The sequence below is a fragment of the Sphaerochaeta halotolerans genome, from assembly GCF_003429665.1.
Classification (GTDB): domain Bacteria; phylum Spirochaetota; class Spirochaetia; order Sphaerochaetales; family Sphaerochaetaceae; genus Sphaerochaeta; species Sphaerochaeta halotolerans.
On sequence record NZ_QUWK01000005.1, the window covers coordinates 84,115 to 97,635 of the forward strand.

Annotated in this window: 12 protein-coding genes; 9 read left to right on the plus strand and 3 right to left on the minus strand. The window is 46.3% G+C overall.

Annotated elements, in window-relative coordinates:
• The first annotated feature begins 51 nt into the window (after positions 1-51).
• From DYP60_RS05785 to DYP60_RS05800, 4 genes are all read left to right on the plus strand, one after another.
• A complete protein-coding gene (locus DYP60_RS05785) occupies positions 52-1,260 on the plus strand; it encodes an MFS transporter (protein ID WP_117329944.1) in 1,209 nt (402 codons plus the stop codon).
• A gap of 167 nt (positions 1,261-1,427) precedes the next feature.
• Complete coding sequence (locus tag DYP60_RS05790; RefSeq protein WP_165849516.1) at positions 1,428-2,531, plus strand: GGDEF domain-containing protein; 1,104 nt, start codon at positions 1,428-1,430, stop codon at positions 2,529-2,531.
• A gap of 426 nt (positions 2,532-2,957) precedes the next feature.
• The gene (locus DYP60_RS05795) at positions 2,958-3,896 is read left to right on the plus strand and encodes a cation efflux transmembrane domain-containing protein (protein ID WP_117329946.1); all 939 of its coding nucleotides are present in this window, start codon (positions 2,958-2,960) and stop codon (positions 3,894-3,896) included.
• A gap of 369 nt (positions 3,897-4,265) precedes the next feature.
• Complete coding sequence (locus DYP60_RS05800) at positions 4,266-4,544, plus strand: hypothetical protein (RefSeq protein ID WP_133299292.1); 279 nt, start codon at positions 4,266-4,268, stop codon at positions 4,542-4,544.
• Between the two features lie 15 nt (positions 4,545-4,559).
• On the opposite strand, the gene DYP60_RS05805 is transcribed toward DYP60_RS05800, so the two are convergent.
• Positions 4,560-5,000, minus strand: coding sequence for a hypothetical protein (locus DYP60_RS05805; RefSeq protein WP_133299293.1), 441 nt, complete (start codon positions 4,998-5,000; stop codon positions 4,560-4,562).
• Between the two features lie 127 nt (positions 5,001-5,127).
• Here DYP60_RS05805 and DYP60_RS05810 point away from each other — a divergent pair, with 127 nt between their 5' ends.
• Entirely contained in the window at positions 5,128-6,159 is a 1,032-nt protein-coding gene (locus DYP60_RS05810) for a 2-keto-3-deoxygluconate permease (protein ID WP_117329949.1), read from the plus strand.
• Positions 6,160-6,237: 78 nt separating this feature from the next.
• Positions 6,238-7,587: a lactate racemase domain-containing protein gene (locus tag DYP60_RS05815; protein WP_117329950.1), complete on the plus strand. Its 1,350-nt coding sequence runs from the start codon at positions 6,238-6,240 to the stop codon at positions 7,585-7,587.
• A gap of 54 nt (positions 7,588-7,641) precedes the next feature.
• On the opposite strand, the gene pdxA is transcribed toward DYP60_RS05815, so the two are convergent.
• Both pdxA and DYP60_RS05825 read right to left on the minus strand, forming a co-directional pair.
• Positions 7,642-8,613, minus strand: a complete 972-nt coding sequence (pdxA, locus tag DYP60_RS05820; protein WP_117329951.1) for a 4-hydroxythreonine-4-phosphate dehydrogenase PdxA — start codon at positions 8,611-8,613, stop codon at positions 7,642-7,644.
• A gap of 9 nt (positions 8,614-8,622) precedes the next feature.
• Positions 8,623-9,837 (minus strand): four-carbon acid sugar kinase family protein, encoded by a 1,215-nt coding sequence (locus DYP60_RS05825; RefSeq protein WP_165849517.1) that lies wholly within the window; start codon positions 9,835-9,837, stop codon positions 8,623-8,625.
• Between the two features lie 101 nt (positions 9,838-9,938).
• On the opposite strand from DYP60_RS05825, the gene DYP60_RS05830 reads away from it, so the two are divergent.
• The 3 genes from DYP60_RS05830 (at position 9,939) to DYP60_RS05840 (ending at position 13,504) form a co-directional block, all read left to right on the plus strand.
• Positions 9,939-11,186, plus strand: coding sequence for an HD domain-containing protein (locus DYP60_RS05830; RefSeq protein ID WP_117329953.1), 1,248 nt, complete (start codon positions 9,939-9,941; stop codon positions 11,184-11,186).
• Between the two features lie 4 nt (positions 11,187-11,190).
• Positions 11,191-11,940, plus strand: coding sequence for a tRNA 2-thiocytidine biosynthesis TtcA family protein (locus tag DYP60_RS05835; RefSeq protein ID WP_117329954.1), 750 nt, complete (start codon positions 11,191-11,193; stop codon positions 11,938-11,940).
• A gap of 67 nt (positions 11,941-12,007) precedes the next feature.
• Positions 12,008-13,504 carry a hypothetical protein gene (locus DYP60_RS05840; RefSeq protein WP_133299294.1) on the plus strand — a complete coding sequence of 499 codons (1,497 nt, stop codon included), beginning with the start codon at positions 12,008-12,010 and terminating at the stop codon, positions 13,502-13,504.
• The last annotated feature ends 17 nt before the right edge of the window (positions 13,505-13,521 follow it).

The window sequence follows — 13,521 nt, forward strand, 5'->3', positions numbered from 1 at the left end:
TACCCAAAGCCGAGGTACGTTGCTATATTCAACGTAAGGAGGAGGTTTTTGATGCGCATCACCAACTATCGTTCTTTCATGATCCATGCCCTGTTCCTCTCGCTGACCATGAGCTTCATAGACGTAAATACCGTTGCTCCTGCCATGCTCACCGAGAGTGGAGCTACCACGTTCCACCTCGGGTTGCTTACCGCAATCATGGTGGGATTTGCCAGCTTCATGCAGTTATTGTTTGCGACTTTCATCATGGGATTCAAGCATAAGAAACCGGCTCTCTTGGTGGGTATCTACTTCAGGGTTGCAGCGCTTGCAAGCCTGGGAATATTCTTGCACAACCTTGGAGAGCCTGCTACCTGGAAGATTTGGCTTATCCTCTTCTTGATAACCGTGTTCTCCTTCAGCGGTGCATGGGCAAACATCGCATACACTGATATCCTTGGGAGCACCATTGAAAAACCTCTGAGAAAGAAGCTGCTTACCCAGAAACAACTGATCAGCAGTATTGGCTTGATTATCAGTTCAGTTGTCGTAAAGATTGTTCTATCCTACCTCTCCTACCCAGACAGCTACAGCCTTCTGTTCCTTATGGCAAGCCTGTTGCTACTCTTTGCAACCAGTGGCTTCTGGATGCTTAAGGAGGGAGAACCTCCAGAGAGGAAGCGCCAAAGTCTTGCTGATAAACTTGGCATGTTTGCCGAAGCCATCAAGGGGGACCGTAATGTTATGCTCTACCTTGTGCTGGTAAATACCTCTGGCGTTATTCTTTCTACCCTGCCCTTTTTAGTGGTACTGGCAAATCAACACTATGGAATGGACGGGGGGAGAACAGGAACCTTCCTGCTGTTCCAGCTTTCAGGATCCTTGATTGCAACCATCTTGGCGAACCTGTTCAGCAAGGGGCAACGCTATCGTCCCCTGCTCTATTTCTTCATCTTCCTCGGTGCATTCACCCCGCTCGTAGCCCTGTTGCTGATAGCAATCCCTTCCCTCTATCCGCTCGCATTCCTGCTTGGAGGAGCCACCAGCGCACTCTATCACATCCTTACGGTAGGAATTCTTCTAGAGATTTCCACAGATGAGAACCGACCAATCTATACTGGAATTGGTGGTGCTGGTGCTTTGATGAATATTCTCTATCCTATGCTTGCAGGTCTCTTACTCCCCTACCTAGGCTTTCCTCTGGTCTTCATTCTTACCAGTTGTTATATGCTTCTGGGGCTCTATGCAGCAAAACATTTGGATTGTGGTATAGTTGCTTGAATCCATACCAGCAGGTATAACGGGAAAAATGTAATTTCTTTCTATATTGCTTCTATTACATAGGAGCTTTTATGTCTGCACTTTTTTTTGTTTTCTTACTGCTTTCTGTAGGCAAATTCTTCTCTTACGTATACCATTTGCGTGAAGGCTGTTCCAAGGAGCAATTTGTGAACCCACTCATCATCATAGATATTTTCAGCATGGTTCCATTGTGCTTCACTATCTATCTGGCTAAACGACATCTGAGTGGATCCAAACAGAATCGGTACTATATTCTTGCGTCCTACATAACCCTTGTGCTGTTGGCAGTGGAAGTATTGGGTTACAGCATGGCAGGCCGAACCACTGCTTTTGCTTTTGTAGCCCATCTGCTTGCAAATGCTCTCTATTTTATTCTTATTCCGGCAGTTGCTCTCATCATCCTCTGGTACCTGGGGTATAGTGAATATGGGACAATGGTTAAGGGCATTCTCTTCATTCCTTTGGGCTTGAACACGCTCCTTACAATCCTCTCCATACAGAATGGTTGGTTCTTCTCAGTCAATACTTCCAATGAATATATCCGCGGACCATTCTTCTATTTGACCACCGGTGTCTCCTACTTCTACTATGTCCTTATCTTGATGCAACTGTTCAAAATGCGCCATGTGACGATTTCCCCAAGCAAGCTTCTAGTTGTTCTGGTCTATTGCTTGCCGATCATTGCAACCATCTTCCAGTATTTCTATCTGGAGGATTCCTATATCACCGGTTCCATTGCTGTAACATTGTTGCTGTACTATCTCATCGAGCAGGAAGCAAAATTTGATTTTGATTTGCCTACCCAAGCAAGAAACCGCATAGCTTTCGAGCGAATGTTGGCATCCTCCCAACAAAGAGGACAAGATCTGGCCTTCATCCTCTTCGATATGAACAACCTAAAGAGAATCAATGATACATGGGGACACCAGGAGGGAGACTACTTGCTCTCCACCCTGGCAGACTTGCTGAACAAAGCATTCTCCCCTGAAGGGAATGTTTTTAGGATTGGGGGTGATGAGTTCTGTGTCTTGCTTCCAAGGGCAAAGAAGAGTAAGATGCGGCCCAAGATGGAACACTTTGAAATGCTGTTATTGGAAACCAACACAAAACTTGCTCATCCCCTCGATGTCGCTTGGGGGTATGCAGTTGCAAGCAATGATGAAGGCATTTCCTATGATGATGCATTCACCCTTGCCGACAAAGCAATGTATCGTCATAAGAGATTGCTCAAAGAGAGCAGTCTATTCTAGTATTCCCTGAAGGCTCATCTGCAGATAGAGGATGTTCCGATTACGGTGAACGCTGCTTGGTACCAATCCAGCTCCTTCTGCGCAAGCGACAGCTGGTCTGTGATTGATGCATCGAATCTAATTCGTTCACTGGAAAGTATGGCTTCTTGTAACTGATACTCGGCAAGCTGCAGTATCCTCGGCTTCTACGTAGGCAAGCTTTAAAACTTTCTTTGCTGATGCTAGCGCATTCTTAGCAAGGGTTTCGATTAGAATAATTGTGAGGCAATGCGATTACTTGCGGTTTTTTCAGGACTCCTGTATACTAACTACAATATATATCAACATATCACCTGATTTGATACGCAGTATCTGTCCTATACGTAGGACCATAAACGGTGGTCCCGGGCGAATGAACGCCATGATTGATATTACAAATAATCTTATATGAGTAATAAAAAACAAGAACTACTGTTACTACGGGTGACAACCTTTGTCTGCCTTGGATTCGGCATACTCGGCTTGGTTGTCTCCATTCTAGCCAATTCAAACTCAATGCTTCTCGATGGACTGTATTCCTTAATCCAGAGCATGTTCATCATCGGCTCAGGGAGAGTGGTAACCCTTCTCTTCAAAGAAGATGATGACCGGTTTCCCTTTGGGTACGGAGCCTTTGAACCATTCTTTTTGGTCTTGCGGAGTCTGGTCCTGCTTACGATGGTGGTAACCATTGGCACTATGGCCGGTATTGCAATGACCCGAGGTGGCTATGCCATCACCTTCTCCATCGCTTTCCCCGTCTCTGTATTCTCACTGGTCGTCTGTTTTGTTGTTTGGCTTGCCCTTGCAAAAAAGGCTAAAAAACTGAGCAGTCCGACCCTCCGCTCAGAGAGTAAGGCATGGTTGCTTGACACCTTCCTCTCCCTCGCCTCTGTACTTGCAATCGGGATGGTCGGCTTGATCAAGCAAACCCGTTTTGCTTTCTTGAGCACCTACATTGATCCTGCACTTACTGTTCTCTTCCTGGCTTGTCTCAGTCCTATGCTCATCAAGGACTTGGTGGTCTACAGTCGGGAACTGCTGGGAGCCGCACCAAATCTTTCCGTGCAGACTTCTTTAGAGAAGATTACCAATCGTTTTGTGAAAAAGCATGCATTTCGAAAGGCAGAAGTCTATGCATTGAAACGTGGGCGTTCCCTTATGGTTGTCATCTATGTGTTTCTCTCTGAAGAACGACCAGTCAAACAGCTGGATGCAATCCGGCTGGAGATGATAAAGGCGATGTACTCCTACTCAAACTTCTGTGACACTGACGTCGTATTCACCTTGGACGACCGGTGGGTGGATTACCAGACACCCTTTACCATTGTAGGACAAAAAGCCTGATCAGAGAGACAACCACCTAAGCAATCGTTTCAAGGCTTTATCCCAGAACTTCCAAGTGTGCCCAGCGGAGTGTTGGTCATAGACCACGTCATGGGTTTCGCGTAGAGCCTCGAAAACCTGATGATTATCTTCACTGAGACTGCAATCGTAGCAGACAATGATACTGCCAGAGGCGCTACTGTACAGATCTGCTCGTGCAATGCCATGTTGGAAGGCACTCTATACCATTCCCCAAAATGTTCCATTCGAATTCTTTTGTAATCTTTACCCTTTTCTTTTGTTATTATTATGGATACACTGGTTCTGCTCTGGAGGGGGTTGATGAGACTGCACGCTCGTATTGTACAGTTTATATGTATATGCTTGCTTTTGGGTACCATTACACTGGTCTCCAGTTGTGGTGTCTACAGCAAGACTCCTGCCATAAACCCTGACGAGCAACACTGGGAAGGGCCACTCCTTGATGGAACAGAAATGGAAGATGTCCAGATAACCATAAAACCCCAACAGAAAGCCTATATCATCAATCTTGAGAATCTTGATGTAGATTCTGCTGTGCTGATGCAGTACCTTCGAGGTCAAGAGTCCCAACAACAGACATTCACCGTAGAAGAAAAAGATTCCTATATCCTGGTGATCAAGAAATAGGATGTGGATACTGATTCAGAGTAACGGTTTTACCTCTATAGCTAAAAGCTCCCACTCATCTTTTTCATTAGAAGTCCAAACCATCGTTCCCCAATGGTAGATTGGTGAATGGAAGCAGAACGGCACTTCATAGAGACCAGAGCGAACCATTGCTCTTCCCACCTGCACTTGTTCTGCAGGAAGCAGGGAGACCAATTGCTCGTTATAGGTATTGGCAAACGCTTTTCTCAATATTTCACTGACATAGCGTTCAAGCCATACTGGCCCATAAGGTTCTCTTAAAGCCTGTTTGGTTATCTCCTCAGCACTCCCTGCCTCTCCTCTTACAATTTGGCCAATCATTGCATCCGTCGGAAGTTGTGCGTCGTATGCTTCTTGGAACGAATTGGTTTCATCAGCTGCAAGAGGAACCACGCAGAGACATAGCAGAATCGGAAATAAAAAGATTTCTTTCATACTTTGTATATGATGCATTTTCTTCCCAATGTCAAAGTATTACAACATGATTTCTTTTTTTCTGGACTTTCTGTACATCCATGGTAAGGTTTAAAAAGTTTATAACAAACAAAAGGAGACTCACAACATGAAGATGGGAAAAGTTCCAATTCTCGAAACAATCAACAAGATTCCTGGTGGATTGATGGTAGTGCCTTTGGTACTCGGGGTATTGACCAACACATTCTTTCCTGAAGCATTGATGATTGGCAGTTTTACCACTGCATTTTTCAAGACAGGTTCACTTACCTTGATTGCCTTGCTCTTCTTCTGCAGTGGAGCACAGATTCAGTTTAGAACTGCTGGTATGTCGCTCTATAAAGGCGTGGTCCTCAATTTCAGCAAGGTTCTCTTTGGTGTTGCTTTTGGTGTTATCTTTGCGAAGGTTGCTGGACCTGAAGCTGCATTCCTTGGTGTTACACCGCTTGCCATGATCAGTGCAATGTCCAACAGTAATGGTGGACTCTATACCGCACTGGCTTCCAAGTATGGTGATGAGTCTGATGTTGGAGCTATCGCAGTTATCTCCTCCAATGATGGTCCTTTCTTCGAGATGGCTTTCATGGGTGTTGCCGGTGTTGCAAACATTCCTATCATGAGTCTTGTTGCTGTCATCGTGCCCATCATAGTTGGTATGATCCTGGGCAACCTTGATGAGAGAATCAGAGAGTTCCTCAAACCTGGCATGTTTATCGCAATCTTCACCTTTGCCTTCCCACTCGGTGCAGGACTGAGTCTGCAGACAATCATTGAAGCTGGTATTCCTGGTATCATCCTCGGTCTCATGACCCTTATCATCACCGGTGTACCTTCCTACTTCATCTTCAAGTGGCTGATTCCCAAGAAGTCGAGAAGAACTGCCGCCGTAGGTGCTGCTGTCGGTACCTCTGCTGGTAACTCCATTGCCACTCCAGCCGCTATTGCATTGGTGGACCCAGCTTGGGCTCCATTTGCAGACAAAGCAACCGTACAGGTAGCTGCTTCCATCATTGTGACAGCCTTGCTTGTCCCGTTCCTGGTTGATTTCTTCTACAGGTGGGATTTGAAGCGTGGACTTGTGAACGAGCATCCTACCACGAGCGCGGAAATTGCGGTTGACGCAAAAGGCCAGCAACTATAAGCTGAACATGCACGTTTTGTATACAATTATCAAGAAAGACGGGCACATGCTCGTCTTTCTTTGCTCAAGGAGTCAACCATGCAGGTACATAACCCAATAGACAGCCAGGGAAAGAAACTAGAATTACCTGAACATACCCTAGTGTATGCAATGCAGGCGCCAAAGGCACTCAGTGATCCCAAACAGGCGGTTTCTGATGCACTTGCCAATCCCATTGCATCCGATAGCTTCCAACATATAGCGAAAGCCAAACTTGCAGCAAACCCACAAGCAAAGGCCGTAATTGTCATCTCCGACAATACCCGTCCAGTACCGTACAAGGGGGAAGGAAACATCTTGGTTCCTCTTCTGGAAGTGCTTCTTGAAACTGGGTATGAAAAAGATAATCTTACGGTTCTTATTGCAACTGGTACACACCGTCCAATGACCGATGATGAGATTGAACGAATCATTGATCCTTGGGTATTTGAACATAAGATTGCCATCGTAAATCATGATTGCAAAGAGGATGACAACCTCACCTACCTCGGCAGGACCGAGCGGGGAAGCGAGGTGAAGATCAACAGCATCTATAGCAAGGCTGATTTGAAAATTCTCACAGGATTGGTGGAAAGCCACTTTATGGCTGGGGTCAGTGGTGGACGCAAATCCGTCTGTCCAGGCCTAATCAGCGAACATGGCACCTTCCTGTTCCACGGAGCAGACCTGATGGGTCATCAAAACAGCTGTGACCTGCTTTTGGATGGTAATCCAGTACACGAGGAATCTCTCGCATTCGCAAAGATGGCAGGAGTGGATTTCATCATCAATGTAACCCTAGACCATGCATTCAACATCACGGGAGTGTTTGCTGGAGACTTGGAGGTGGCACATCAAAAAGCTTTTGAGATGGTAAAAGGGTATGCAAAGATTCCCATCAACGAAGAGGCTGATATTGTCATCACGCACGCTGGGTTTGTCGGGATTAACCACTACCAGAGCGCGAAGGCAGCTTTTGCTGCAATCGGTGCGTTGAAGAAGGACGGGTATCTGATCAGCATTGCCAACTTTACGGACAAGAAAGATGTTGTGGGTTCGGTGATGTACAAGACTGTACTGAGTATCTTGGCGCTTACCAGCGCACAAGAACTGGTGACCCTCCTGCACAGCAAGGATTGGCCGTTCATGCCAGACCAATGGCAGGTACAGAAATGGGCTTCCGTATTTGAGAAGATTCCTTTGGACCACTACTATTACTATGCTCCCCAGATTGCGGGAGAGGACAATAGCGGACTCCCTGGAATCGATGCTTCCTCATTGACCAATAGCACTGAGTACAGCGAGGTTGTCAAGAAAGTCATCCAGCATATAGAAAAGAGAGAGCAAAGAAAGGACTTGAAGATTCTCTATCTGAGTGATGGACCCTATGCCATCCCCTATGTAGGATAACCATAAGGGATGTAGTATTGAGAAAGAGGAGGCAGTGCCTCCTCTTTCCTTTTCCTAGAGTTTTTCCCCGATCTCTATTGCTTTCAGTAGGCTTTTTTCACTTGCTTTCAATGTACCGGCGATATCAAAAGCAGTGCCATGGTCTACGGAAGTTCTGATGACATCCAAACCGACAGTGATGTTAACCCCGCTTTCGAAGCTGAGCATTTTCAAAGGAATATGCCCTTGATCATGGTACATTGCTACCACGATATCCCAAGAACCTTGAAGCGCTTTCAAGAATACCGTATCAGGAGGGATTGGACCACTGACATTCAATCCTTCTGCCTTCGCTTCCTCGATGGCGGGAATGATTTCCTTGATCTCCTCATCCCCAAAAATTCCATTTTCCCCTGCATGTGGATTCAAGCCCGCCACTGCAATCCTTGGATTCTCATAGCCAATCTTCTTGAGTGTCTCATGTGCAAGATGTATGACTTCAAGGACCCTGCTTTTCTTACAGAGGTCACAGGCTTTTCTGAGCGAAACATGGGTTGAGACATGGATGACCTTCAATTTCTCACTGTAAAGCAACATTGCATACCGCTCCCCTTTGGTAAATGCACCAAAGATTTCGGTATGGCCGGCGTAGGGAAATCCTGCAAGGTGGAGTGCTTCCTTGTTGAGTGGAGCAGTAACCACTGATGAAATATCCTTACGCAATGCAAATTCGATTGCAGCACGCACGCTTTCAAAGGCTATGGTACCACCAAGGGAGGTTACTACTCCTACCTGGATCTGGGAAATATCAACCGGATGAGGGTCATACACATTGATTGCTGAGTCATCCCACTCTTCAATCTTCTTGATTGTATTGAACCTCATTTCGTATCCAAGAAGGGAGTTGTAATACTCCAAAAGCGAACGGGTTCCAAACAACAATGCGCTCTTCTGGTACTCCATCTTGGCATGCAAAGCCTTGAGGGTAATCTCAGGCCCAATACCACAGGGGTCCCCAAGTGTAATCCCAAATTTCTTTCCTTCCATAACACGCTCCTACCGTTCTTGCAAAACCCTCATTCCATAAGCAATTGCTTGTTTATTTCCGAAAGCCCCTGCCTTGGTGACAATTCTCATCGACGCATAATTCCCTGTTGGTACCTCAAGGAGGGGAATACCACCTTGTACTTCCCTGAGTATTTCCACCTCATGGATTCCCAAAGCCTCCAACAAGCCGAACGCAGTATCTCCACCGGTGAGCAACAAACCGCCCACATCACACTGCTCAACCAAATCCTTCCCCAAGAGGCTGAAGGAGTCCCTGATCCTTGCAGCAACTGCATCTGAAGAGAGGCCTTTTTTATCCCCTTTCTCAATAGAACGATTGAAAGCAGTCTCATCAAGAACTGAGGAAACAACAACCAGAACCGGCTTTCGCCCTAGTATTGTCTCTTTAATTCGTTGGATGAGTACGGAAAAATCCCCATCTTCAAGCAATGTTTCCACTGCAACCTCTTCAGTGACTATACCGTGTTTCTTTGCATACATCACCTGATCGCGTGTTACCCCACTAAGACTTGCAACCATTCCCAGTACTCCACGAGAGGGAAATTGTACATTGCAGAGCGCATCAGCGAGTCCCGCACTCCCTACATACAATATCTGTTCTTTCCGCTGGACAGCCCAGTTGGCAAGATGAAGCAGATCATCTTGTGTAAGTGCATCACAAACTAGGAGGGTTTTCCCTTCCACGGCCGGGAATGCAGTTCCCTTCAGATGGTGCGCCACTCTATACGTATTCTGTCCCTGGGAAAACAGAGAAACCAGGTCATCCTCCATTGCCGGTTTTCTAGGATCCTTGCCATAATCACTCTCCAGCAACGGTTTTCCATGAACCAATAGTCTTCCGCCCTGTACTGTTCTTCCTTGATCTGGGAAAGCAGGAGAAACTATGATCAGTTCTGCAGTACAGAACGTTGCAACCTCCATGACTTCGGTACAAATATTGCCGCGCAGGGTGGAATCAATTTTCTTCATGATTACGGAAAAGGCTCTATCATCCAATCCTTGTAGTGCAGAATGAACCAAGGAAGCGGCTTCTAGCTCGCTTGTATTCCGTGACTCAGTGTCCAACACAAGTGCATCAGCCAACGTATCTCTCGGGGAATAGCTACCAATCGTTACACGGGTAGAGAGCCCTTTCCGTTTGAGTTGTAGACCACTGTCATTTGCACCGGTGAAATCATCGGCGATAATCAGGTAATGATGCATGGACATTCCTCGCTTTCTGTCAGTGTACCCGATGAAAGGCTTCTCACTCTACCATAATCTTGTACTTTACACCAAGGTGAACACTGCTCTACACTCTCCGTATGCAATACCGCAATACCGAGTTGCTCGCTGCACTCTATCGCCAACAGGAAACAACGATTCGAGATCCCTTGTGGAAGGATATAAAGCTTTCTAGAGCCTTCAAGTCCATTGTATTGACTCCAACAGTACAAAAACTGGGAAGAATCAAACAATTAGGACCCACCTTCCACCTTTATCCAGGAGCTGTGCATACACGGCTCGACCATAGCCTTGGTGTCTATCATCTTGGGTATTCCATCCTTCAAAGCCTCTGTAGCCACGAACAACAGCTTCCAATTACAGAGGAGGGAGCCCTTACCTTTCTCTGTGCATGCCTCTTGCATGATATTGGACACTTCCCGTTTGCCCATTCACTCAAAGAACTTCCTCTTACCAGTCATGAGGAAATTGCCTCTGCAATGATAAGGGAGGACAAAATCTTACACAGTGCGATTGAACAGGCAGGACTGGATCCTGAGCGAGTTGGCTCCATCATCGATGAACACCAAGAGAGTGATGATGAAGAGGTCCTGCTTTATCGCAGCATCCTCTCTGGGACACTCGATCCAGACAAGCTTGACTACCTCAACCGGGATGCGTTTTTCTGTGGGGTTCCCTATGGGACCCAGGATGTATCCTACATCGTTGACCGACTTGTCATTGCACAAGGCAGACTGGCTTTGCAGGAGGAAGCTCTCGGTTCGGTGGAACACCTCCTGTTCAGCAAGTATCTGATGTATCGCAATGTCTATTGGCATACCACAACCCGAAGTGCCACTGCAATGATCAAAAAAGCCGTTCTTGCATCCTTGGCTGATGGATCGTTGCTGGCAGAAGATCTCTATGGGTTGGATGATGAGCAGTTCTTCTCACTGCCACAAAAGAAGCACTTCACCTACAGCAACCTCTTCTCTTTGGTGCGTGATAATCAACTGTACACAGCAAAATTCGAGAAACCCTTTGAAGAAGCAGGTGTGCTGGAGAAAATGAACCATGATCTTTTCACTCGGCTCTCCTTCGAGAGAAGCATTGCGAAAAAACTTGGGTGTGATCCCAGTGAAATTATTGTGGATATTCCAGAACCGATCAGCTTCGAGGCAAACCTTCCCATCCTTCACGAGAATGGATCACTGAGCGGATTCGGCGAGGTAGATTACGTATTCTCCAATGATATTGGGAGGGTCTTTACAAAAAGCTTGAGAAAATTCAGAATCTTCACACCACATACGCTCTCTTCAGAGGCATTGAGAAGAGCATTGGAGTTCTGATTACATGGAAAAATTATCCTATAGGACACTGCTTGAGGGAAATATCCCTCCTTGGGTCATGCGTTTTATCAAACATACCGGCAAGGCTGTGAATACCTACTCTATGATTCGAGAGAACGATACCGTGCTTCTCTCCGCAAGCGGGGGCAAGGACAGCCTGGCCCTTGCCCTGGCCCTCTCTATCAGGAGGAAGTGGCTACCTATCCACTACAATCTAAAGGCCTTGATGATCAACTGGATCGAACACCCGATTCCAGAGGAATTCCGTGGATTGCTTGCCACCTACTTCAATGACCTTGGGTACGATTTTCAAATAGTGGATGAGCATCAATTCCCGGAATCTTTCAAGGGTGAATTCAATTGCTATCTCTGCTCAAGGAATAGAAGGAGAATTCTCTTCACCCGTTGTGAGGAAGAGGGGATGAATCTTGTTGCTATGGGACACCACCTCGATGATCTGGTGGAGACCAGCCTGATGAATCTCTGCCTGAGAGGCAACTTTTCCACCATGCAGCCAGTACAGCCCTTTTTCGATGGAAAGATCAATGTGATACGCCCAATGATAGAGGTACACGAGTCAGTAACCAAAAGACTTGCAGAAGCATACGACCTTCCGGTGGTTAAGCCCGTCTGCCCTTATGACCAGACGAACATCCGCTCCCGCATCAAGCCAATCGTCAAGGAATTGTCGCTCCTAGATAAACTAAGCCGAGAGCACATGTATAAAGCCCATCACTTCGAGCCCAGAATGTAACTTGTCCACATCCAGCCTGTTTACAACCATGCCGGGTTCATGTGATGATTGTAGTGAGGGAGGAGGGATGCAAACAATGCTTTGTCGTGCCTGCTTGCTCTTCTTTTTGGTGCTGCTGACGGTCTTACTGCCACTTTCTGCTGAGGAATTGAGTTCTTCCGTACAACAAGTGCAAATAATGAATGACGCTACAGCCACAGAGGAGTCAAGCACACTACCACAGAACGAGGAAAGTACAGGCAGTCCTGATGGATTGCTTGACTCGTCCACACCCTCCGACCTTGAACAAACTACTCCTGGTGATACCACATACTATCCTCCAAGCACCTCGGACAGCCTGCTGGAAGGTGTAGCATCCTCAGATGGTTCGTTTAGCGTCTCCTATAAACCGGACTTTTCCGTTGGAAACCTCTCCCTCCAACTCGACCTAAAAATTAAGGGCAAAGCCACATTCGACCCATTCAATCTCACGCTCGACTTCTCCCCCTGGGAGATACCACAGCGGGAAGACGAAGAAAATTTTGAGGATTATGCGCTCAGGATAGCAAGGCATTATGGTTCATTCATCCGCTCGATCCAGTGGGGACAGCGCTATGAGTCCTTATACATCCGGTATGGAAAACTGATGGGGATTACCCTTGGAGATGGTGCATTGCTCAATGGTTATTTCGATTACAGTATCGGATACCGTGAGAGCCGACCAGGACTTGATGTCATGCTCGATGGTACCTTGCTCAACATCCCGAATGCTGGTTTTGAATTCGTAACCAATGACCTCTATGAACCAACATTACGTGCATGGCGCATCTATGCTCATCCCTTGTATGAGTACCCGCAACTTTCCTTATTCTCAAAACTTGAAGTTGGACTCTCTCATGCAAGCAGCCCTTATCAAGAGGAAAACCAGGCACCCTTGGGCAAAGAGATGATTTCACTCGATTTCTCTCTTCCGTTATATGAAAGTAATTTTCTGAGTCTCGATGTGTTCACCGATTTCCTGCTTCAGTTTCCTGATACACAAAACAAACAGTTTGGGTCAGCCTTACGGTATGGATTATGGGGACACACCAGAAGCTTCTTCGTGTTCAACACCAGCTTGACCATTCCCACTTTTGGGAGTTTTTATACAAATTACTACTCCTCTGATTTTGAAACCAGAGAGCCTGAGGAGACGGAAAAGCTCCGTCTTGAGCTTGGTACGATTCATCTCGATGGTATGATGGGCTTGAACATTACCCGCCGTGGTCTCTACTTGAGTACCCATATGGAAAGCAATCTTACAAATGGTGATTTCCACGACTACAGTTTTGTTGCAAATGCCAGAATCGATAAACCCTTTATGTATATTGTTTCACTGGACTTGCAATATGAAAAGCTTTATCCTATGAATACAGAAGAAGGTTTCTTTGAAGGCTTGAAAACACTACGAAATGTGGTGCTTTCTTCGACAACAGTCATCAAGGTCAAGCCCTATTCATTTGATATCGGCCTTCGTGTCCACTTCGATGAAAATGCAGAACCTACCTATTCGCTGGACACACTGGTAAAGATATCAATACTGTAACGTCATGATGGGAGTTT